23 protein-coding genes are annotated in these 23848 nt (G+C 41.4%); 2 read left to right on the plus strand and 21 right to left on the minus strand.

All coding sequences use genetic code 11. The features are described 5' to 3' along the window. Nucleotides 1-19: 19 nt before the first annotated feature. Complete coding sequence (locus IEW93_RS14065; RefSeq protein WP_188739940.1) at nt 20-544, minus strand: FMN-binding protein; 525 nt, start codon at nt 542-544, stop codon at nt 20-22. Between the two features lie 117 nt (nt 545-661). Beyond that, a complete protein-coding gene (locus IEW93_RS14070; RefSeq protein ID WP_188739941.1) occupies nt 662-1837 on the minus strand; it encodes a porin in 1176 nt (391 codons plus the stop codon). A 407-nt stretch (nt 1838-2244) separates the two neighbouring features. Between IEW93_RS14070 and IEW93_RS14075 the strand changes: the two genes are divergently transcribed. Together IEW93_RS14075 and IEW93_RS14080 are read left to right on the plus strand one after the other, a co-directional pair. Continuing rightward, nucleotides 2245-3438, plus strand: a complete 1194-nt coding sequence (locus IEW93_RS14075) for a class I SAM-dependent rRNA methyltransferase (RefSeq protein ID WP_188739942.1) — start codon at nt 2245-2247, stop codon at nt 3436-3438. Nucleotides 3439-3475: 37 nt separating this feature from the next. After that, nucleotides 3476-4540 (plus strand): CDP-glycerol glycerophosphotransferase family protein, encoded by a 1065-nt coding sequence (locus tag IEW93_RS14080; protein ID WP_188739943.1) that lies wholly within the window; start codon nt 3476-3478, stop codon nt 4538-4540. 195 nt (nt 4541-4735) lie between these two features. Here IEW93_RS14080 and IEW93_RS14085 read toward each other — a convergent pair whose 3' ends face one another. The 19 genes from IEW93_RS14085 to fghA form a co-directional block, all read right to left on the minus strand. Continuing rightward, the gene (locus IEW93_RS14085) at nt 4736-5797 is read right to left on the minus strand and encodes a type I restriction endonuclease (protein WP_188739944.1); all 1062 of its coding nucleotides are present in this window, start codon (nt 5795-5797) and stop codon (nt 4736-4738) included. 141 nt (nt 5798-5938) lie between these two features. Beyond that, nucleotides 5939-7768, minus strand: a complete 1830-nt coding sequence (glmS, locus tag IEW93_RS14090) for a glutamine--fructose-6-phosphate transaminase (isomerizing) (protein WP_188739945.1) — start codon at nt 7766-7768, stop codon at nt 5939-5941. Between the two features lie 36 nt (nt 7769-7804). Then, a complete protein-coding gene (locus IEW93_RS14095) occupies nt 7805-8575 on the minus strand; it encodes a DeoR/GlpR family DNA-binding transcription regulator (protein ID WP_188739946.1) in 771 nt (256 codons plus the stop codon). Between the two features lie 160 nt (nt 8576-8735). Beyond that, nucleotides 8736-10100 (minus strand): bifunctional UDP-N-acetylglucosamine diphosphorylase/glucosamine-1-phosphate N-acetyltransferase GlmU, encoded by a 1365-nt coding sequence (gene glmU / locus IEW93_RS14100; RefSeq protein ID WP_188739947.1) that lies wholly within the window; start codon nt 10098-10100, stop codon nt 8736-8738. A gap of 191 nt (nt 10101-10291) precedes the next feature. After that, complete coding sequence (locus tag IEW93_RS14105; RefSeq protein ID WP_188739948.1) at nt 10292-10720, minus strand: F0F1 ATP synthase subunit epsilon; 429 nt, start codon at nt 10718-10720, stop codon at nt 10292-10294. A 36-nt stretch (nt 10721-10756) separates the two neighbouring features. Further along, nucleotides 10757-12148 (minus strand): F0F1 ATP synthase subunit beta, encoded by a 1392-nt coding sequence (gene atpD, locus IEW93_RS14110; protein ID WP_188739949.1) that lies wholly within the window; start codon nt 12146-12148, stop codon nt 10757-10759. Nucleotides 12149-12182: 34 nt separating this feature from the next. Then, entirely contained in the window at nt 12183-13043 is an 861-nt protein-coding gene (gene atpG, locus IEW93_RS14115) for a F0F1 ATP synthase subunit gamma (RefSeq protein WP_188739950.1), read from the minus strand. A gap of 53 nt (nt 13044-13096) precedes the next feature. Next, a complete protein-coding gene (atpA, locus tag IEW93_RS14120) occupies nt 13097-14638 on the minus strand; it encodes a F0F1 ATP synthase subunit alpha (RefSeq protein ID WP_188739951.1) in 1542 nt (513 codons plus the stop codon). Between the two features lie 14 nt (nt 14639-14652). Next, nucleotides 14653-15186 carry a F0F1 ATP synthase subunit delta gene (gene atpH, locus IEW93_RS14125; RefSeq protein WP_188739952.1) on the minus strand — a complete coding sequence of 178 codons (534 nt, stop codon included), beginning with the start codon at nt 15184-15186 and terminating at the stop codon, nt 14653-14655. Nucleotides 15187-15200: 14 nt separating this feature from the next. After that, the gene (gene atpF, locus IEW93_RS14130; RefSeq protein WP_188739953.1) at nt 15201-15671 is read right to left on the minus strand and encodes a F0F1 ATP synthase subunit B; all 471 of its coding nucleotides are present in this window, start codon (nt 15669-15671) and stop codon (nt 15201-15203) included. 37 nt (nt 15672-15708) lie between these two features. Beyond that, nucleotides 15709-15960 carry a F0F1 ATP synthase subunit C gene (gene atpE / locus IEW93_RS14135; RefSeq protein ID WP_011639455.1) on the minus strand — a complete coding sequence of 84 codons (252 nt, stop codon included), beginning with the start codon at nt 15958-15960 and terminating at the stop codon, nt 15709-15711. Nucleotides 15961-16025: 65 nt separating this feature from the next. Next, a complete protein-coding gene (atpB, locus tag IEW93_RS14140; protein ID WP_188739954.1) occupies nt 16026-16820 on the minus strand; it encodes a F0F1 ATP synthase subunit A in 795 nt (264 codons plus the stop codon). A gap of 12 nt (nt 16821-16832) precedes the next feature. Beyond that, a complete protein-coding gene (locus IEW93_RS14145) occupies nt 16833-17216 on the minus strand; it encodes an ATP synthase subunit I (RefSeq protein WP_188740000.1) in 384 nt (127 codons plus the stop codon). Nucleotides 17217-17441: 225 nt separating this feature from the next. Continuing rightward, entirely contained in the window at nt 17442-18326 is an 885-nt protein-coding gene (locus tag IEW93_RS14150) for a ParB/RepB/Spo0J family partition protein (RefSeq protein WP_188739955.1), read from the minus strand. Between the two features lie 9 nt (nt 18327-18335). Then, on the minus strand, nt 18336-19124 hold the full coding sequence (locus IEW93_RS14155) for a ParA family protein (protein WP_188739956.1): 789 nt from the start codon (nt 19122-19124) through the stop codon (nt 18336-18338). A 62-nt stretch (nt 19125-19186) separates the two neighbouring features. Continuing rightward, complete coding sequence (gene rsmG / locus IEW93_RS14160) at nt 19187-19807, minus strand: 16S rRNA (guanine(527)-N(7))-methyltransferase RsmG (RefSeq protein WP_188739957.1); 621 nt, start codon at nt 19805-19807, stop codon at nt 19187-19189. A gap of 111 nt (nt 19808-19918) precedes the next feature. Beyond that, on the minus strand, nt 19919-21808 hold the full coding sequence (gene mnmG, locus IEW93_RS14165; RefSeq protein WP_188739958.1) for a tRNA uridine-5-carboxymethylaminomethyl(34) synthesis enzyme MnmG: 1890 nt from the start codon (nt 21806-21808) through the stop codon (nt 19919-19921). 470 nt (nt 21809-22278) lie between these two features. Beyond that, nucleotides 22279-22719 carry an FMN-binding protein MioC gene (gene mioC / locus IEW93_RS14170; protein ID WP_188739959.1) on the minus strand — a complete coding sequence of 147 codons (441 nt, stop codon included), beginning with the start codon at nt 22717-22719 and terminating at the stop codon, nt 22279-22281. A gap of 221 nt (nt 22720-22940) precedes the next feature. Further along, complete coding sequence (fghA, locus tag IEW93_RS14175) at nt 22941-23786, minus strand: S-formylglutathione hydrolase (protein WP_188739960.1); 846 nt, start codon at nt 23784-23786, stop codon at nt 22941-22943. Nucleotides 23787-23848 lie beyond the last annotated feature (62 nt).

The raw sequence follows: 23848 nt of genomic DNA on the forward strand, positions 1-23848 counted from the left end.
CTAACCTGCTTAACATGGCTTATTGATTAATATGGGCATCAAGCAACAGCGCAATACGCGACAGTTTTGTTAATGCTCTTACCGACAAGGTTGCCCCTGTGATACCGTCAATGTGTTTATCGAGTTGATGTTGTTCAGTTAACTTGGCCGCTTTAAATTGATCGGTAAAAAAATCATGGCGAACTTCATCACCACGGCTTTCTCGGTACACCAATACTTTGGTTTGAGCAATTTGCTGATCTTTTACGTGAATACCAACAGTAATCGGCGATTCTTTACCAATTTCATCCATAATCCACACGGTTTCATTATTGTGCAGCCAATAACGTACGCGCATTTTATTAAATCGATGCGCTAAAATAGCCTCTACCGCTTGCTTTAAATCATCATCGAGCCATAACACCTTAGCCTCACCACTATTGCCGTTAAATGCCTGGCTTATAAATGCATCATTTGACTGATATTGAGTGGCAGCGTGTGCTTTGTGCGTTGGAAGATACCCTAAAAATAACAGTATTAAAAAGACTAAAGCGAAACGAAACATTAGCGCATACCATCCATAAACAATTAAAAATAAGGGTGCCGACAATATACACTGTTGGCACCCAAATTATTATCGATAATCGATTTACCGATAAATGGCGTTAACACTTATCAGTATTTAGAACTGATAACCAACACCTAGGTTAAAGCCGTCCGAATCTGCTGCACCAGTGATTTTTTCAAAGTCAGCTTTAAAGACTACGTTTTCGTGTAACCAGTAGTTCACACCTACGTTAGTTTGCTTTTTCTTAGTTTCTGCACTGTTACCTGCATTGTTGTCCCACTCGTTGTATCGCGCAAATACACCAAACTGATCGTTAATGCGGTAAGCTGGTTCAATATAGAAACCATTTTGCTTATCGCGGCCTAATGCTTCAGCTTCTTGGCCGTCGATGTCCCACTGCGCAAATAATGCTTTAACGGTAAAGTTTTCAATGCTGTAAATAGCATGTGCCGTTAATAAGGTTGCAGATGCAGTATCAACGCCCGCTTCACCTTGAGTTAAATCTGATTGGTATTGCACAGTAGCCGCTAGCTCTAAACCCGGTACGGCAGTGTATTTAACACGGCCGCTGTAGGCTAAATCTTCACCTTTGGCTTCAGATACTTTTTGACGACCATTACGGATTTTATAACCCGAGCTTTGGTCTAAATACAAACCAGAGGTTACGGCCGTATCAAACGCTAAACCTGGAGCGGCTTTCACATTAAGCGTTAAACCAGCTTCCCACCATGTTGCAGGGATAATGTCTTTTTCAACTGGGTTACGCTCAACACCATAAAACGTATTCGGCTCATGAGTTTCGTTGATAATACCCACTGGCATTAAAAATAGACCCGCTTTACCTGTGTACATCTCATTAAAGTCATGCTCAATATAAGCTTGCTCTAACTCAACTTCACCTTTTTTACCTTCACCCGCTAATGAATGTTCAACTTCTAGCTCAGAGAAAAAACGGGTTGTGCTATTAAACTCATGGCCAACAAATAATACAAAGCGGTGAAAGTCGAATTCTTTTTTATCGGTACCGGTTTTGTTATCAGTAATGTTGTTATAGTGCAATTCACCATAGCCACCAATAGTGGTAGCAGACTTGCTAGACGCGGTAGACTCAACAACATCAGCAGTTGTTTCTACTCGTTTTTCAGTTTGTTCAAGGCGCTTTTCAAGATCTTTCAACACTTTTTGTTGCTGTTCAATGATTTGGCGTAATTCGGTTGTTTCGTCAGATGCCGTAGCGTATTGGCTAGAAAACAGGCTTAATAAAGTTGCCGCAATTAACGTTTTTTTCATTTTTTATCCTGATAGGTCAATGTGAATAATATCGTAAACTTATGTAAAGCAGTGTAAATTTTATGGGGATTATACATAACGTTTATGTTAATGCAAATTATTACTATTTAGTTTACAGGGCCTGTATCACATAAAATGAATAAACTGATATTTGTCAGGATTAGCCTCAAATAACCGCAACAATGCCCAATCAACCTGAAGATACGTATTTCGCTTTGATTGGGAATAAAACCCTAGCCGCAACAAAAAAACTCCACTTATTAATGATGATTTGTCAGGTTTTTACCCCCAAAACACGCTATGATCTGCACTCGTCGCTATAGGCTTATTTCATCACGCGTCACAAAGACAAAGATGAGTGGCATTGCGAAAACGTTATTCACTTTTTATCGACATTAGGCAACACCATGGCTATCAGAATTAAACTTAAACCCGGCCGCGAACGCTCACTCGATCGTCGTCACCCTTGGGTCTTTTCCAACGGCATACATAATGTTAATGGTGGTAAACCTCAAGCAGGTGATACCGTTGATGTAGTGGCACACGATGGACGCTGGTTAGGACGGGGAGCCTGGTCGCCCGAGTCGCAAATTCAAGTCAGGGTATGGACCTTCGATAAACAAGAAGAAATTGACGGCGACTTTTTTGCAAGACGCATTAAACGCGCTCAAGCTGGACGTGATGATTTAATCCGCGAACAAGGGTTAACCGGGTATCGCCTTATTGCGGCCGAGTCAGATGGGCTACCCGGTATCACCATTGACCGTTATGCCAATGTGCTTGTATGCCAACTCCTCAGTGCCGGTGCAGAAAAGTGGCGCGACACTATTGTTGAGCAACTCGTGCAGCAATATCCAGATTGCGCCGTGTATGAACGCTCAGATGTCGATTCTCGTAAAAAAGAAGGCTTAGCGCCAGTAATGGGGCTACTGCACGGTGAACTATCACCAATGCCAGTCATCATTGAAGAAAACGGCATTAAAATCGCAGTCGATGTCGTAAAAGGCCATAAAACCGGTTTTTATTTAGACCAACGCGACAACCGCGCAATGGCGGCTCGTTTTGTTAAAGGTAAATCGGTACTTAACTGTTTTTGTTACACAGGCACCTTTGGTTTGTATGCAGCTAAAGCGGGGGCGGCCAGTATTGAAAACGTTGATGTGTCAGGTTTAGCACTGCAAACCGCGCGTGACAATATGGCCATTAACAACCTTAATGATGACCATGTAAATTACAACGAAGCCGACGTATTTAAACTACTGCGCCAATACCGCGATGAAGGTAAAACCTTCGATGTTATCGTACTCGATCCACCTAAATTTGCGGATAATAAATCACAGTTAGATGGTGCATGTCGTGGCTACAAAGACATCAATATGATTGCCATGCAGTTACTTAATCCAGGCGGCATACTACTCACCTTCTCATGTTCAGGCTTAATGCAGTCAGAGTTATTCCAGAAAGTCGTTGCTGATGCAGCATTAGATGCCAAACGAGAAGTGCAATTTGTTGAACGTATGCATCAAGCAAGCGATCACCCAATAAGTAGCGCATTCCCTGAGGGGTATTACCTTAAAGGCTTGGTTGCTCGCGTTTGGTAATAAGCAATTATTGTTATAGGCAATGTAGGATTAAAACATGTTAAATCAGGTAGATAATAACAGTAAGACAGATAATCAAATGCGCTATTTATTTTATGTAACCTTGTCATACTCTTTTAGCGTACTTAGACCATTAGAAAAAGCGATAAATAAACGCGGCGGTAAAGTGGCGTGGTTTATCCCTAAGGGTAGTGAAGCTGAAAAGTTTCTTAAGGTTGATGATCTGCGTTTACTCGATGTATACCAGGTGAAACAATTTAATCCTCACGCAACACTTGCACCGGGTAATTTTATACCTGACTTTTTCCCTGGAGTAAAAGTACAAGTTTTTCATGGTTTTGACTCCGGCAAAAAAGGCAAATTTAATATTCGAGGCTTTTTTGATTTATATTGCACTCAAGGGCCAAACATTACCCAAGGTTTTAGCTCAATCAATGATGGTACTTGTGAGGTAGTTGAAACCGGTTGGTCAAAACTTGATCCATTATTTTCATTACACCCTGATACACATCAATTTAAATCAGATAAACCTGTTATTTTGTATGCGCCAACGTTTTCACCCAGCCTAACCAGCACTTATGCGTTATATCCTTATATAAAGCAATTGGCTCAAAGCAGAGATTGGCAATGGATTGTTAAACTGCATCCCAAAGCAACCGCTGAAGAAATTGAAATGTTTAAAGGCTTAACAAGTGACAAGTTGCAGTTTATTGAAACCGGCGATGTGATACCGCTATTGCAAGCAGCAGATGTTTTATTGTCAGATACTTCGTCAATACTCGCTGAATTCGCATTACAAGAAAAAGCCGTTGTGGCGTTCAATAACCGCCGCCCAGAAGAGTGGATGATCAATTTTCAACAAGCAGACCAACTCGAAAACATGCTAGACAACGCATTTCAACGCAGTGAAACGCTTTTACAAAATATCACCACTCATTGTAATGCGATTCATCCCTACCAAGATGGTTTGTCGAGTGAAAGAACATTAGACGCGATTGATAAACTTGTCGCTTCAGGCACTGATCATTTAAAAGCAAAACCGTTTAATTTAATTCGCCGTTTAAAAATACGTAAAAAGTTAAAATACTATCGTTGGAGTTAGCACTGTTTTAATACCATAACGTTATTGATTCGGTTTTTTACAATCTAAAGAGTAAAAAACCGAGCCAATAAATAAAACAGACCTCAGAGTCCTGTACCATACAAAGACAACTAACATTGATGCGATACCCCACTAACTATCGCTTTTTAATAAACCAATAAGCAGCTTAAAAATAATAAGAAATTAAGCTAACACCTATTCATAAAATGTAATCGTTTGTAATAATACTTCACTAAAATCAAATATCTGATCAAGAGTGTCTATCGGATGCCTAGTTTCATTTTTATCAACGTCAAATACACCAAGATATTTTTGTTTCGCATTAAAGTGTAGGCGACATAAAGGTTTACGATTATTATCGTCCAGTAATACACCAAAATAACTTTGAGTATCTCTTGCTATAATTCTTGTAGCATCTACTTTTTGTCTTAATATAGCTTTAACGATATTAAAACCTTCAACTTCATCATTAGTAGTAATAATTTTAGGTTTATCATCATCTTGAGCATTAGGAATTTCTTCATCCACTTTTGAAACCTGTTCACTTCCTATTGCTGATTTCAACCTGTCATTAATACTATCACTAAGAAATTGTCTTAAGGCTTTTTTAGTTATTTCAGTGAATTGTTGCTTAACTTTAGGTGTTAGAACACCGTCGTATGCTCTTGCTGCGAAAAATTTAATAAACTCTTCTTCTGGATCTTTAAATTGCTCATTTAGCAATTTTTTTACTTGATTTAGATATTTAAGCTCACCAGCAGCACTCACTATAGACTCAACATCAAATGACGATTTTGTAAGCTTCTTAAGCTCAGGTACTAAATGTTCATCAATATTTAATAAATCTAAGGTTAAAAATGGTTTTTCATCCATCTTATTAGGTGCATCAAGATCGGTAAAAAATTGATATTCTGTGCCATTTGTTAAAATGGCCAAACGAGAGTTTGTAACCGAAAAATACCTAAAAAGCTGCCCAGCATGTTTAATTGATAACTTTTCACCATATTTTTTGCATTCGATGAGAATTTGTACTTCACCATCCTTAACTAATGCATAGTCTACTTTTTCACCTTTTTTAGTTGCTATATCGGCAGTAAACTCGGGGATTACCTCGTTGGGATTAAAAACATCATAACCTAACACTGTATGTAAAAATGGCATGATCAACGCATTTTTAGTGGCTTCTTCAGTTTGCAAACTGGCAGCTATTTGAGGAATCCTTTTTGATAAAACATCTATTCGTTCAATAAAATCCATCTCATCGACCTCATGTTAATGATTAATGTCACTCCATTTTCAAGTTAGCAGAAAAATATCAAATACCATAATAATTTTCGTTCTTTATTAGAAAATAAAAAAAGGCTTCAAAGAAGCCTTTTTTTATAACAAATCAACACCTTACTCAACAGTAACCGACTTAGCTAGGTTACGTGGTTGGTCTACATCAGTACCTTTAATTAATGCCACATGGTATGACAATAATTGTAATGGAATGGTGTAAATCAGTGGTGCCATAAACTCATCACAATGTGGTACTGGGATGACTTTCATGGTGTCGTCTGATTCAAACTCAGCATCGACATCAGCAAATACATACATTAAGCCGCCGCGGGCACGTACTTCTTCAACGTTAGATTTAAGCTTCTCAAGTAACTCATTATTTGGTGCAACCACAATCACTGGCATGTCGGCATCAATAAGTGCTAATGGGCCGTGTTTTAACTCGCCTGAGGCGTACGCTTCTGCGTGAATGTACGAAATTTCTTTCAGCTTTAACGCGCCTTCCATTGCGATTGGGTATTGATCGCCACGACCTAAGAATAACGCGTGGTGCTTGTCGGCGAAATCTTCTGCTAATTCAGCAATCGCATCGTCTAACCCTAGTGCTTGCTCAACCTTAGCGGGCATTGACAGTAAGCTTTGAGTAATTGCAGCTTCCATTTCGCTAGACATGCCATTATGACGACCAATAACTGTGGTCAACATTAACAAACCTGCAAGTTGCACGGTAAAGGCTTTGGTTGAGGCTACGCCAATTTCAGCGCCGGCTTTCATCATATACGCCATGTCTGATTCGCGTACTAATGACGAACCTTGTGAGTTACAGATGGTTAATGTGGCTTTGTAACCCATCTCTTTTGCTAAGCGCATTGCTGCTAATGTGTCGGCTGTTTCACCTGACTGTGAAATAGTCACTAATAGGCTGTTTGGGAATAAATGCGATTTGCGGTAACGGAATTCTGATGCAATTTCAACGTTACACGATACGCCTGCCCAGTCTTCTAACCAGTAGCGCGCTGCCATACCTGCATGGTAACTGGTACCACAGGCAATAATTTGTACGTGTTTAATGTCTTTTAACAATTCTGCGGCGTTTTCACCAAATGCAGAATCTAGTACTTTTCCGCCCGCTATACGGCCTTCTAAAGTGTGGGCAATAGCGGTTGGCTGCTCGTAAATCTCTTTTAGCATATAGTGACGGTATTCGCCTTTATCACCGGCGTCATGGGTCACTTCAGATTCTTTTACTTCACGCTTAACAGGGCTGCCGTTAAGGTCAAAAATGTTGACTTCGCGACGCGTCACTTCAGCGACATCGCCCTCTTCTAAAAAGGCAAATGAGCGAGTTACAGGCAGTAAGGCTAATTGATCTGAGGCAACAAAGTTTTCACCTAAACCAAAACCAATCACTAGCGGGCTACCACTTCGAGCCACAACCATACGCTCACTGTCACGACGGTCGATAACCACTGTACCGTATGCGCCTTCGAGTTGTTTTACGGTAGCCTGCACTGCGGCCAATAAACTGCCAGCTGTTTTAAGCTCGTGATGTACTAAGTGACATATAACTTCGGTGTCTGTGTCTGATGAAAACACATAACCTAAGCCTTTAAGCATTTCACGTAGCTTGTTGTGGTTTTCAATAATACCGTTGTGTACTACGGCAATGTCACCCTCAGATAAATGCGGGTGAGCATTACGCTCACTTGGTTCACCATGAGTTGCCCAGCGAGTGTGAGCAATACCTGTGCCGCCAGCCAGTGGCGCGGCGTCTAGTGCTGATGATAACTCTTGTACTTTGCCTAAACGGCGAGTGCGGCTTAATTCACCTTGATTAATGACAGCAACACCCGCAGAGTCATAACCGCGGTATTCAAGGCGACGAAGGCCTTCTACTAAAATTTCTGCAACATCCCTTTGCGCAACAGCGCCTACGATTCCACACATGTTATTTTCCTTTACGATATTAGATATTAAATTAATTTAGTTTGCATATGGCGCAAGTATCACTTTTACGCCATGTGCTGAAATAGTTTCTACGGCTTGCGGGCTAATGTTGTCGTCAGTAACTAACACATTCACCACATCCCACGGCAGTTCCAGGTTGGGGATCCGCCGGCCTATTTTGGTCGACTCTAATAGCACCACCACTTCACGTGACATTTCGGCCATCACTTTACTGAGTCCGGTGAGTTCATTAAATGTGGTGGTTCCACGATCAAGATCGATGCCGTCTGCACCGATAAATAATTGGTCGAAGTTATATGAACGTAATACTTGCTCTGCCACCTGGCCCTGAAAAGACTCTGAATGCGGATCCCAGGTACCACCGGTCATCAATAATGTCGGTTCGTTTTCAAGTTCGTGTATGGCATTGGCTAGTTGCAATGAGTTTGTCATCACCACTAGGCCACGCTTATCATTAAGCTGTTGCACTATCCCCGATGTGGTACTGCCACTGTCTATTATGATTCGGTTATGATCGCGAATGAGCTCAGCGGCTTTTGCTGCAATGGCTTGTTTGTTCAACGACAATGTTTCGTTTGCTATTTGGGTCATTTCTTGAGGAACAGGAACGGCCCCACCATAACGACGTAGCAATAAACCATGAGTTTCAAGCATGGCTAAATCTTTACGAATAGTGACTTCTGAGGTCGCGAACAAACTGGCCAGTTCATCGACACTGACTTCACCTTGCTCGTTAACCAATTTAATGATCGAATGGCGACGTTGTTGAGTATTACGTTTGGTCATTTGATTAAAAATCTTTCACATAAGTTTCGAAACGAAAGATATTTTAACATCAAATGAAACTTTATCTAGATCTGAATGATTCAAATTGAAATAAAAGTACAAAAAAACCTCTGTGATAAGCAGAGGTTTTTATGGTTACATTTTAGAAGGGTTTAAAATGTTACTTTTTAATTTTTACAGGACGTTGCCAACCTGTGATATGACGTTGTTTTACCCGGGTAATAACCAGTTCATCTGCTGCAACATCTTTAGTGATAGTAGAACCGGCACCTAATGTCGCGTTTTTACCTATGGTGACTGGCGCAACTAATTGGGTATCACTGCCGACAAATACGCCATCTTCTATGGTGGTAACAAACTTGTTAGCGCCGTCGTAGTTACAGGTAATGGTACCAGCTCCTATGTTGACACCAGCGCCAATAACAGCATCGCCAAGATAGGCTAAATGGCCTGCTTTGGAGCCAACACCTAATACTGATTTTTTGATTTCAACAAAATTACCAATGTGTGCATCTTGTTTAAGCTCTGCACCTGGGCGCAAACGGGCAAAAGGCCCTGCACTTGCTGCTTGGCCAAGTTTTGCGCCTTCAACAATGGTATAAGGTTTAATTTCTGCGTTATCAGCAATGTCACAATCAATTAAAATAGCGCCTGCGCCAATGGTAACGTTATTACCTAAAGTAACCTTACCTTGAAAAATGACATTAACATCAATCATCACATCCATACCCACGCTGACATCACCGCGAATATCAATACGGGCAGGATCGCGTAAATTGGCACCCTCTAGCATGAGCTTTTCAGCTGCACGAGCTTGGTATGCACGCTCTAACTGTGCTAATTGTACACGATTATTGGCACCTTCAACTTCAATTGCCGATTGCGGTTGTGAGGTTGTAATATCAACACCATCTGCATTCGCCATTGCAATAATATCGGTTAAGTAATATTCGCCTTGTGCGTTGTTGTTTGATAACCGGCTCAACCAGGCTTTTAACTGCTTGCCAGGTACGGCCATAATACCTGTGTTAACTTCAGTGATGGTGAGCTGTTCTGCGTTAGCATCTTTTTGCTCTACAATGCCAACCACTTTACCTGACTCTCTCACAATACGGCCGTAACCGGTTGGGTTAGGCAAATTGACCGTTAAAATGGCTAATCCATTTGCTGAGCGAGCCGCTAACAGTGTCTCTAATGTAGATTGTTGAATAAGTGGAACATCACCGTAAAGAATAAGCACGGTATCGTCGTCGTTGATGTTTGAGTTGGCTTGAGCGACAGCGTGCCCGGTACCGAGCTGCTCTGCTTGTAACACCCAATTAAGTGCTTGTTCACCGAGTGTTGCCTTTAATTTGTCGGCGCCGTAGCCATACACTAGTTGAATGGCTTGCGCTCCTAATGAGTTAGCAGTGTCGATAACATGCTGAACCATACTTTTATGGGCAATAGGATGCAGCACTTTAGGTAAATCTGAGCGCATGCGAGTTCCTTTGCCTGCGGCTAAGATAACAACATTTAACGACATAATTAGTCCCTTCAAACAAGATGAATTCAAATTGGCGCTATTTTAGCTTAATCCCATGCTAATACCAATCAGCACTCTCTGATCACTTATTTATCCTGACGGGTATAAATAAAAAAACTCTTAATATGGTATTTCAGCAATAAAAAAGGCGACTCATAACGAGTCGCCTTTTATTGTGTCAAATAATCAGATTATCTGGTGATATTTTTCTTGATGGTTTCAACTACTTTTAATTGAGCCAAAGACTTGGCCAATTCAATAGCTGCGGCTTCGTAGTTAAAGTCGGCGCCAGCATTAGCAATAGCTTGCTCTGCACGTTCTTTCGCTTCTAAAGCGGCTTTTTCATCAATATCATCGGCACGTAATGCTACATCAGCAAGTACTGAGATTGCAGTAGGTTGTACTTCTAGTAAACCACCAGAAAGGTACAACACTTCTTCACTACCATCTTGCTTGATAAAGCGCGCCATACCAGGCTTGATTTTTGTTAGTAGAGCAACGTGGTTAGGCATAATACCTAACTCACCTTCAGCGCCGTTCACTTCAAAAAAGCTCACTTCGCCGTGGTAGATGCTGTCTTCTGCACTAACAATATCAAGTTGGACTGTTTTGGCTGCCATCAAGTTCTCCTTAAAGAACTAAGCTTTACGGCCTAGTTATTTCTTTTTGTTCGCTTTCTCGATAGCTTCATCGATTGAGCCAACCATGTAGAACGCTTGCTCTGGAATGTGATCGAATTCACCATCCAAAATACCCTTAAAGCCACGGATGGTGTCTTTTAGAGAAACGTACTTACCTGGAGAACCTGTAAACACTTCTGCTACGAAGAAAGGTTGAGATAAGAAACGCTCAATCTTACGTGCACGGAATACAGTTGTTTTGTCGTCATCTGACAATTCATCCATACCCAAAATAGCAATAATGTCTTTCAGCTCTTTATAACGCTGTAATACAGTTTGTACACCGTTTGCAACATCATAATGCTCTTGACCAACAACCTGTGGATCTAACTGACGTGAAGTCGAGTCCAATGGGTCAACGGCTGGGTAAATACCCAATGAAGCAATTTGACGAGACAATACAACAGTCGCATCTAAGTGAGCGAAGGTTGTTGCTGGTGACGGATCGGTTAAGTCATCCGCAGGTACATATACTGCTTGAACAGAAGTAATCGAACCTGTTTTAGTTGAAGTAATACGTTCTTGTAGAACACCCATTTCTTCAGCTAGTGTTGGCTGATAACCTACCGCAGAAGGCATACGACCTAACAGTGCAGATACTTCAGTACCAGCTAAGGTATAACGGTAGATGTTGTCAACGAACAACAGTACGTCACGACCTTCGTCACGGAACTTTTCAGCCATAGTCAAACCAGTTAACGCTACGCGTAAACGGTTTCCTGGAGGCTCGTTCATCTGACCATATACCATGGCAACTTTGTCTAATACGCCTGAATCTTCCATCTCGTAGTAGAAGTCGTTACCCTCACGAGTACGCTCACCAACACCAGCGAATACAGAAAGACCTGAGTGAGCTTTAGCGATGTTGTTAATCAGTTCCATCATGTTAACTGTTTTACCAACACCCGCACCACCGAACAGACCTACTTTACCACCTTTAGCGAAAGGACATACAAGGTCGATAACCTTGATACCAGTCTCTAAAAGTTCAGTCGTGTTTGATTGATCTTCGTATGAAGGTGCTGCACGGTGAATTTCATAACGCTCTTCTTCACCGATTTCGCCCGCTTCATCAATTGGCTCACCTAATACGTTCATGATACGGCCAAGAGTTTTCACTCCAACCGGAACAGAAATTGGTGAACCTGAGTTTGCTACCTCTAGACCACGACGCAGACCATCAGAAGAACCCATAGCGATGGTACGAACTACACCACCACCTAGCTGTTGCTGAACTTCCAGCACCAAACCATTACAGGCGCCTTCACCTGTGATCTTCAGAGCGTCATATACCCGAGGTACAGAATCTTGTGGAAACTCGACGTCCACAACCGCGCCAATTACTTGGACAACAGTACCTGTGCTCATGATTAATCCTCTAAACTTGAATTCGTTACCTAACCTAAACCGCTGCAGCGCCTGATACAATTTCCGACAGTTCTTGCGTAATCGCAGCCTGACGGGCTTTGTTATAGACTAATTGCAAATCATCGATCATTTCGCCAGCGTTGTCTGTTGCCGCCTTCATCGCTACCATACGGGCAGCCTGTTCAGAGGCAAGGTTTTCAACAACACCTTGATACACTTGTGACTCAAAATAACGAGTTAACAGTACATCCAAAATTTCTTTTGGATCTGGCTCGTATATATAATCCCAAGGGTAACTCGCTACTTCTTCATCTGACTTAGGTAAAGGTAGCAGCTGTTCGATCACAGGAGTCTGGGCCATTGTATTAACAAATTTGTTAAACACAATGTACAGACGATCCAGTTTACCTTCGTTGTAAGCTTTTAACATGACACGCACTGTGCCAATCAAGTCAGCAAGCTTTGGCGAATCGCCTAAACCTGATGCATGGGCAGTAACATTACCACCAAAGCTTTTGAAGAATTGAACAGAACGAGCACCAACTGGACAAAAGTCTATTTCTGCACCTTGCTCTTTCCATTTCTTCACGTCTGACACAACCTTTTTGAATAGGTTGACGTTCAAACCACCACAAAGGCCACGGTCGGTTGCTACAACTATGTAACCAACCCGCTTGGCATCTCTCACCTCTAAATAGGGGTGTTTATACTCGAGAGTACCTTGCGCTACGTGACCGATCACCTTACGCATATTTTCTGCATATGGACGGCTCGCTGCCATGCGTTCTTGCGCTTTGCGCATTTTGCTGGCTGCAACCATTTCCATAGCTGAAGTGATCTTCTGAGTGTTTTTAACACTCGCGATCTTGGTTTTAATCTCTTTAGCGCCGGCCATCTCTACTCTCCAATCTGGGACCTGAGGTGCCTAATGACACCTCTTGTTCATTATTACCAGGTTTGGGTTTCAATGAACTTGTCCATGCCTGCTTTCAACTCACCTTCGATATCAGCGTTATAATCGCCAGTAGCGTTGATGGTTTTGATTAGCTCAGCATGTTGACTGTTCATGTATGAAAGCAGAGCGGCTTCGAAGCGACCGATTTCATTTAAAGCAACACCTTTTAGGTAGCCTTTTTCAGCTGCGAAAATAGACACAGCCTGGGCAGCAACGCTCATAGGAGCATATTGCTTTTGCTTCATTAATTCGGTTACACGCTCACCATGCTCAAGTTGAGCACGTGTTGCATCATCTAAATCAGATGCAAACTGTGAGAACGCTGCAAGCTCTCGATACTGTGCAAGTGCAGTACGGATACCGCCAGACAGTTTCTTGATGATCTTAGTCTGCGCTGCACCACCAACACGAGAAACAGAAATACCTGGGTTAACTGCTGGACGTAAGCCCGAGTTAAACAAGTCAGTCTCAAGGAAGATCTGACCATCTGTAATAGAAATTACGTTGGTCGGTACGAACGCTGATACGTCACCAGCTTGGGTTTCAATAATAGGTAACGCGGTTAACGAACCGGTTTGACCTTTTACTGCACCGTTTGTGAACTTTTCTACATAGTTCACGTTTACGCGTGATGCACGCTCTAATAAACGCGAGTGTAGATAGAATACGTCACCTGGGTATGCTTCACGTCCTGGTGGACGCTTCAATAGCAATGAAATTTGACGGTAAGCAACTGCTTGCTTAGACAAATCATCATATACGATTAAAGAATCTTCACCGCGGTCACGGAAGTATTCACCCATTGAACAACCAGAATATGGTGCTAAGAATTGCAGTGCGGCAGCTTCAGAAGCTGATGCAACAACAACTATAGTGTTAGCTAGTGCGCCATGTTCTTCAAGTTTACGTACTACGTTAGCGATGGTAGAAGCTTTCTGACCAACAGCAACATAGACACATTTAATACCTGAATCTTTCTGGTTGATAATTGCATCGATAGCCATCGCTGTTTTACCAGTCTGACGGTCACCAATGATCAATTCACGTTGACCACGACCGATTGGGATCATGGCATCAACGGCTTTATAACCAGTTTGGATTGGTTGATCTACTGATTTACGCTCAATAACACCAGGAGCAATCACTTCAACAGGAGAGAAACCATCGTTGTCGATAGGTCCTTTACCGTCGATTGGCTCACCAAGGGTGTTAACAACACGACCAAGTAGTCCACGACCCACTGGTACTTCAAGAATACGACCAGTGGTTCTTACTTTTGCACCTTCTGCTAAATTAGCATAAGGGCCCATTACTACGGCGCCTACAGAATCACGTTCTAAGTTCAACGCGATTGCAAAACGGCCACCAGGCAGTTCGATCATTTCACCTTGCATTACATCGGCAAGGCCGTTAATGCGAATGATGCCGTCACTTACTGCAACGATAGTACCTTCGTTGCGAGCTTCACTAACGACGTCGAACTGCTCGATCCGCTGCTTAATCAGATCGCTGATTTCAGTGGAATTCAGTTGCATGCTCAAACTCCCAATTACGACTGCAGCTTATCAGACAAGCGCGATAACTTACCGCTTACCGAGCCATCAATGACTAGGTCGCCTGATTTAATAATCACACCGCCAATAAGCGATGCGTCGATGCTGCAATTCAGCTTAACTTTGCGTGCGAGACGTTTCTCTAGAGAAACACTAATTTGCTGCTGTTGCTCAGAGCTTAGCTCAGTTGCAGAAACCACTGTGGCTTCAACTTCTTTTGCCCACTCATTACGGTATTCAGCAAAAAGTAGCGATACTGCTGGCAGTATCCCTAAACGACCGTTTTCAGCCATTACCTTTATCAGGTTCTGACCTTGCTCGTTGACTTGTTCACCGCAAACTTTAATAAACAGTGAGGCAAGTTCTGTACTCGCAAGAGTACCGTTAAGCAGTGGTTTCATTGATTCGTTTTCACTTACCAATGAGGCGAAAGCTAACATTTCTGTCCAACTATCGACTGCTTTGTGTTCAACAGCAAAATCAAAAGCTGCCTTTGCGTAAGGGCGAGCGATGGTGGTTAATTCAGCCATAACTCAACTCCTTATCAAATTTCAGCAACAAGTTTATCAACTATGTCACTGTGGGCGGCTGGATCAATCGAACGCTCAAGAATCTTCTCTGCGCCGATAACGGCTAGAGTAGCAACTTGCTTACGCAAGTCATCTTTCACGCGATTACGTTCGTTTTCAATTTCTGCATTACCTTGAGCGATAATTTTTGCACGCTCAATTTGTGCTTCAGCTTTAGCTTCTTCAACGATTTGAGCTTTACGCTTGTTAGCTTGCTCAATGATCTCGTTGGCAGTTACTTTTGCTTCTTTTAGTTGCTCAGTAGCTTTAATTTGCGCTAACTCTAGATCTTTTGCTGCACGGCCGGCATCTGCCAGACCATCAGCAATTTTCTTCTGGCGTTCTTCGATGGCATTCATCAACGGAGGCCATACAAACTTCATGCAAAACCACACGAAGAGAATAAAGGCAACCGTCTGACCGAATAGGGTAGCGTTGAAATTCACAACAGCCTCCTAGTTAGATTAAAGACAGAAGCGTTAATTAAAGCATTGCACCCAATGGGTTAGTAAATAGCATAAATAGCGCAATACCTACACCAATCATAGTTACGGCATCTAGTAGACCCGCTACGATGAACATTTTAACTTGTAACATAGGCGCCATTTCTGGCTGACGAGCTGCACCTTCCAAAAACTTTCCACCTAAAAGGCCGAAACCGATAGCTGTTCCTAATGCACCCATACCAATAAGTAGAGCAACAGCAATAGCCGTCATTCCTAATACAGTTTCCATATCTATCTCCAATATTCTAAATCGTTGTTATTAATGATTTAGGTCAAAAAAATTTTCGGTTACCCTTAGTGATCTTCATGCGCCATGCTTAAATAAACAATGGTCAACATCATGAAAATAAATGCTTGTAAAGTAATAACTAAAATATGGAAAATTAACCAACCTAGTTGTAATCCTACACCTAGAGCAGATAACGCCACGTTAGAACCATACATCAATGCAATAAGGATAAAAATCAACTCACCAGCATACAAGTTACCAAATAGTCGTAGTGCCAATGAAATTGGCTTAGCAACTAAGGTTACTGTTTCTAATAATAAGTTGACGGGTATCATTGCCCAATGGTTAAAAGGCTGAAATGTTAGTTCTTTAACAAAACCTGAAACACCTTTGACTTTAATGCTGTAGTAAATAATCAGCACAAACACACCAATAGCTAAGCTAAAAGTGATGTTTACGTCAGTAGTCGGAACCACTTTAAGGTATGGCACGCCTGCTAAACTTGCTGCCCATGGCAACCAATCTACAGGGATCATATCCATGAAGTTCATCATGAAAATCCATACAAAAATAGTCAGAGCTAAAGGCGCAATAACAGGATTGCGGCCGTGAAAAGTTTCTTTCACACTGCTATCAACAAACTCAACAATCATCTCGACAAAACATTGAAATTTGCCAGGAACGCCTGTTGTCGCTTTTTTGCCAGCACTGTAAAACAGCCATAAGAACAACACACCAAGCCCAACCGAAAAGAGCAACGAATCAATGTGCCATGTCCAAAACCCTTCACCAACACTTAAGTTGGTAAGGTGATGTTGGATATAGCCCTGCGGTGTTAACGCTTCACCAGTTGCAGCCATGATTCATCCCACTTAACTTTGCTTGAAATATAAAGGTGCTATCCAGTGCACAACTAACGCTAACGAATAACAAGTAAAAAGCGGCATAAATCCGACTTCCATGTTGATAAACACTAACGTAAACAATGCAATGGTCAACAGCATCTTTACCGCTTCCCCCCAGTAAAAGCTTTTAACCACTTTTGCTGCAGAGCTTGCCCCACTATGTGAGAAAGCTAGGGTTGCGAATACAAAATTAGGAAGTACAGCGATAATCGCGCCTGCTAAAGCAGACTGACCATACTGCGCTCCCCACATTACGAAAAATAGTATTGAAATAATGCTCGCTACTATCGCTTGTACCAGCACTAATTTATAGGCTGCTAACCTACCACGACGCGCTAAAACATTACCCAACTTCATATCTCCGCATTAATGCCTTTCGCGGTCCTAATGTTAAATTTAATATATTAAACTAGCCTTAAGATACAAAAAGCCTGCAAAGTATACCTTTTCGCGCTTTGTTTGCAACTTTGATGATAGGAAAACAACGATTTAATGAGTGAAATAGCGCTAAATATACAAAAGTAAAAATTAGCGCTATGTCACAAAATTACTACATGAAATGGTTTAGTCAGATTTTTAACGAATTTTACTTAAAATACCGTCTAATTCAGCAAGATTTTGGTAGTTTATTACAATTTTCCCTTTACCTTTAGTACCATGATTAATGGCAACTTTGGCACCGAGCCGTTCAATTAACTCTTGTTCTAATCGGCTAACATCATGATCTTTAGCTTGAGTTTCGACGGTTTTAGCCGGATTTAAGGCTTTATTAATTAATCGTTCAGTTTCTCGAACAGTCATTTCTTTTGATGCAACTAATCGGGCTAAATTAGTCTGTTCATCACCTTCTATGGCCAATAAAGCACGGGCGTGTCCCATGTCAATGTCACCATATTCTAACAAACGCTTAACAGGCTCATTGAGGCTATTTAAGCGCAGTAAGTTAGATACACTAGCTCGAGATTTACCTACTGCATCAGCGACTTGTTGATGGGTTAATTCAAACTCTTCTAATAAACGCTGTAAGGCAATTGCTTCTTCCATTGCATTGAGGTCTTCGCGCTGAATATTCTCAATCAGCGCAATAGCCACAGCCGCTTCATCTGCCACTTGTTTAACAATACACGGGACTTTATCAAGCTTAGCAAGTTGTGCTGCACGCCAACGACGTTCACCCGCGATAATTTCATAATTACCATTTGATACTTTACGCACCACAATTGGCTGAATAACACCTTGGGAGCGAATAGACTCAGCAAGCTCTTCTAATGCCTCTGGAGACATATCTTTACGTGGCTGATATTTACCAGGTTGGAGTTTGTCCAGATCAAGATGAATAAGATCGCTTGCTACAGGGTGTGATTGAGTTTCTTCTGGTTGCTCGTTTTTACGAGTCGCCGCATTGCTATGGCTTAATAAGGCATCCAGGCCTTTACCTAAACCGCGTTTTTTTAACGTCATTTTTATATCCTACGCTTGTTTGGGTTGTGTTTGTTGCTCTGCACGACGGATAATTTCACCCGCTAGGGCTAAGTATGCTTTTGCTCCAGCGCTCGATTTATCGTAGTACATGGCTGGCGCACCAAAACTAGGAGCTTCTGCCAACCTAATGTTTCGCGGAATAACAGTGCGATAAACTTTATCACCAAAATGTTGTTTTAATTGATCAGACACATCATTTGATAGGCGGTTACGCGGGTCATACATGGTACGCAAAATACCTTCAATGGTTAATGTTGGATTGACCATGGCACCAAGTTTAGTAATGGTATCAATGAGTGCTGTAAGCCCTTCTAGGGCATAATATTCACATTGCATTGGTACTAATACAGAATCTGCTGCCGACATGGCATTGACCGTTAACATGTTCAAAGAAGGTGGGCAATCAATAAAGATGTAGTCGTAGTCATCTTTTATTGGGGCAAGTGCATTACGTAAGCGGATCTCACGGGCAAAAAACTCCATTAATTTAATTTCTGCAGCTGTCACATCACCATTACCTGCGATCAGATCAAATTTACCGACGGTATTTTTAATCACAATATCGGCAAAGGGCTTTTCTTCTACGAGTAACTCATAGGCGGTGTTATCTACATCGTACTTGTCGACTCCGCTGCCCATAGTTGCATTGCCTTGAGGATCTAAATCGATCAACAACACTTTACGCTTTGTGGCGGCAAGTGATGCGGCTAGGTTTACGCAAGTTGTTGTTTTTCCTACGCCACCTTTTTGGTTGGCTACGGCAATGATTTTACCCACAATGTCATCCTGTCTTAAAATTATTGATGTCCGGTTAGATTAATTAGCGAAAGAAATGCAGTTTATTGCTTAGCAATTTTTAATAAATGTCGCTGTTCGTCTAGCTTTGGTACATGCAATACAATGGTTTCAACCAGCGAAAATCCTGCTGGCATTTGCTGTAATTCTTGTTGGTTTAACTGACCTTTTAGGGCGTAATAGATGCCATTTTCAGTTGGTAAATGATGACACCAGCTGAGCATATCCTGTATCGATGCAAATGCTCTACTTAACACGCCATCAAATTTGTCATCGGGTTGATAAGCCTCGACCCGGCTTTCTACTGAGGTGATATTATTAATTTTCAGCTCAAATTGAACCTGTTTTTGAAAGCGGATCCGTTTACCTAAACTGTCTAATAATACAAATTGTTTGTCTGGATTCATAATGGCTAATGGGATCCCAGGTAAACCAGGACCTGTGCCCACATCAATAAATCGCTGTCCTTCAAGATAAGGAGAAACGGCCAAACTGTCCATAATATGTCTAATTAACATTTGTTCAGGATCGCGTACCGAGGTGAGGTTATAGGCTTTATTCCATTTAGCGAGCATTTCAACAAAACCGACGAGTTGTTTTTGTTGTAATTCAGTGGCTGATATTTTCATTTCAGCTAAATAGGTTTGGAGTTGCACAGATAACACAGAAAACCTCGTAAATTGCATGAACAGACGGCAGTTATTATGAAGCCGTAAAAGCACTAAGGGAAGCCTTATGGCTTCCCTTGTGTTACTGAGTCGAAAAAATATTTGAAATTATGCGCTTTTTCTCAATAAACCACGTTTTTTCAAGTGTACTAGCAAAATAGAGATGGCTGCTGGAGTAATTCCAGAGATCCGAGATGCTTGTCCTACCGTTTCAGGTTTGTGATTATTAAGCTTTGCGATCACCTCATTTGAAAGTCCTGGTACTTCTTGATAATCGAGATCAAGAGGTAACAATGAGCTTTCATGACGAATAGCTTTGTCTATTTCATCCTGTTGGCGTTGAATATAACCTGAGTATTTCACTTGAATTTGCACTTGTTCAGCCGCTTGTGGATCGTCAAGACCTGGGCCAAAACCTTCTAGTTTCATTAATTTACTGTAATCCATTTCTGGGCGACGCAGTAAATCTTCAAATGATGCTTCACGCGAAATTGGTGTATTTAATTGAGGATTTAATACATCTAATAACGGTGAATTAGGGTGTACCCATTGGCTACGTAAACGCTGTAATTCCAGTTCGATCGATTCTTTTTTCTTACTGAATAATTCCCAACGATTATCGTCTACTAAGCCCAGTTCACGGCCTTTTTCGGTTAAGCGCAGATCAGCGTTGTCTTCACGTAGTAATAAACGGTATTCAGCACGGCTGGTAAACATGCGGTAGGGTTCTTTGGTACCAAGGGTTGATAAATCATCAACCAATACACCAAGGTAAGCCTCGTCGCGGCGTGGACACCAGCTTTCTTTACCTTGTACTTGTAAAGATGCGTTCATACCAGCCAATAACCCTTGCGCAGCGGCTTCTTCGTAACCTGTAGTGCCGTTAATTTGGCCTGCAAAAAATAAACCTGCAATGGTTTTGGTTTCTAATGAGTTTTTAAGATCACGTGGATCAAAGTAATCATATTCAATTGCATAACCAGGACGCACGATCTCAGCATTTTCCATGCCTTTGATCGAACGCACTAAATTAAGTTGCACATCAAATGGCAAGCTGGTTGAAATACCATTAGGGTAGATTTCGTTAGTACTTAAACCTTCTGGTTCGATAAAGATTTGATGCGATGATTTATCTGCAAAACGGTGGATCTTATCTTCAATCGATGGGCAATAACGAGGACCAATACCTTCAATAACTCCTGAATACATTGGGCTTCTATCTAGGCCTCCACGAATAATGTCGTGAGTTTTTTCATTGGTGTGGGTAATAAAACATGAAATTTGTTTTGGATGCTGACTCACATCACCAAGAAATGACATTACTGGCAATGGAGTATCACCTTTTTGCTCTGTCATTTGTGAAAAATCAATGGTATTGGCATCAATACGTGGTGGTGTACCGGTTTTTAAACGGCCAACACGAATGGGCAATTCACGTAAACGATTGGCTAATGCAATTGCTGGTGGATCGCCTGCACGGCCACCGCTGTAATTTTGTAAACCAATATGAATTTTGCCGCTTAAAAATGTGCCTGTAGTTAATACTACTGCTGGAGCTTCAAATGCCAAACCCATTTGAGTGACAACACCAACAACTTTATTATTTTCAACAACTAAATCGTCAACAGCTTGTTGAAAAATACGCAAGTTAGGTTGGTTTTGTAAAATATGTTGAATCTTTTGACGATACAGTGCTCGGTCAGCTTGTGCACGAATGGCACGAACCGCTGGGCCTTTACTTGAATTTAACGTTCTAAATTGAATACCGGCAAAGTCAGTGGCTGTAGCCATTGCGCCGCCTAATGCATCGATCTCTTTAACCAAATGACCTTTACCAATACCACCAATGGCGGGATTACAAGACATTTGACCTAGTGTGTCGATGTTATGGGTCAACAATAATGTTTTTGATCCCATTCTTGCTGCTGCGAGGGCTGCCTCAGTTCCGGCATGACCACCACCAACGACAATTACATCAAACCGTTCATGAAAATGCATTATGCGACCTTTAATTGCTAAGAAAGTTAAATTCAATTTGTAACGCTATTTGAGTTGTGCATTTTAGCACTTGCTTGTCTGAACGTGAATGTTCATTTTTCATAGAATGATCAAGATGGGTTTGCTTAATAGATCTTAAGATCTTTATATAGATCTTTTTATTATGTTTACTATTAGGATCGTACTTTTCTGTTAGTAACTTTTATTTTTATTTAAAATCAGATATTTAAAAGGTTTTAAACCTGTGATCTGATCGCGATCAAACTCAATATAAGGTGGGGATAGATCGGGTAGTTATCCACAAGGGGGATCTTTAAGCAGATCGGAGTGTGAATAGTACAGAGTTATGATCGCTAAAAATAATAGCTTATCCACAAACTTATTATAAAATAAATTAAATTGTGGATAAGGTAGATCTAAATTGTGAGTTGATCTGGGTTTATACAAAATAAGATCGTAATTTATACTCGTTATATTTTATGCTGCCACTGCGATAACCAAGCAAGGGCGGGCTCTTCAGGCACGGGATCTTGTTGTACATCAATTTGGATCTTATCCACAATAGCTGTTGATCCGCATTGTAATAATAGATCGATTATTTTTTCAGGCCCCTGGCAAAATGTGTCGTAGCTCGAATCACCAATGGCGCATAATGCATGTTGTACCGATGTAAGATCCGGCATATTGAGCATTAATTGTTTATAAAAAGGCACTATGTTGTCGGGTAGATCGCCCGCTCCATGGGTAGAACTTACAATGATCCACACTGAAAAGTCGTTTAGTTGATCCCATTGTGGGTCAATAAACACCTCTGTTTGGTGATTTAATTGGGCTAATTGTTCTGCCATTTCATCGGCGACATATTCTGAGCTGCCCAATGTGGTACCCACTAATAATGCTATTTTTGCCATTTTTACTCCAAATTGTTGCTTAATTTGATTAGATCTTCGTCAGGTTTACGTGATTTAGGGTTATTTTACTCACTCATTTACCCTTAATGTTGGCTTATTTACACTTTTTACCTCGAAATAAGCGGTTTATTTGGCTGTTTTATTGAGGTAGTGCTTTTTCAGCGATAAAAAAACGAGCCATAAAAGGCTCGTTTTGGGTGATTGTTAACATTAGCTCAGTGTTATTTGATCTTTAAATAGTTAGCATGAAAGCGCAGGTGCTGTTCAATAAATGTCGAGATAAAGTAGTAGCTATGGTCATATCCTGGCTGCATTCTTAACTCGAGCGGGTATTCTTTTAGCTGTGCGATTTTTTCTAATGTATGAGGTTTTAATTGCTCATCTAAAAAGGTGTCATTGGTACCAATATCCACCAGCGCGGGGACAAATTGTTGGCTATTTTGCATCAACTCACAGCTATCATATTGTTGCCATTGTTGTTGATCATCGCCTAAGTAACCTCGAAATGCTTTTATTCCCCAAGGGCAATCCATCGGATTACAAATAGGGCTAAATGCTGATACGCTTTTGTATTGGTTAGGATTTTTTAATGCGATCGTTAATGCGCCATGGCCGCCCATTGAGTGGCCACTTATGCTACGTTGGTTAGTTACCGGGAAATGCGCTTCAATGATTGCTGGTAGTTCAGACACCACGTAATCATACATTTTATAATGCTGAGCGAACGGTGGTTTAGTGGCATTTAGGTAAAATCCTGCGCCTAAACCAAAGTCATATGCGCCGTCTTTGTCGTCGGCAACCCCTTCACCACGTGGGCTAGTGTCTGGTGCAACAATGGCAATACCAAGTTCTGCGGCTATGCGCTGTGCGCCGGCTTTTTGCATAAAGTTTTCGTCAGTGCAGGTTAGCCCTGATAACCAATACAGTACGGGCACATTTTGCTGTTCAGCTTGTGGCGGTAAGTAAATAGCAAAACGCATCGTGCAATTGAGTGCTGTTGAAGAATGAGTATATTGTTTATGCCAGCCACCAAATGCTTTGGTGCTGCTGATATTTTCAATGGTCATGTTGGGTCCTCATAAAATAAATGCAGTTAATTGTTGAATTAACTGCATTGTTATTTGAGTTA

This window comes from Shewanella inventionis (assembly GCF_014641855.1).
GTDB classification, from domain to species: Bacteria; Pseudomonadota; Gammaproteobacteria; order Enterobacterales; family Shewanellaceae; genus Shewanella; species Shewanella inventionis.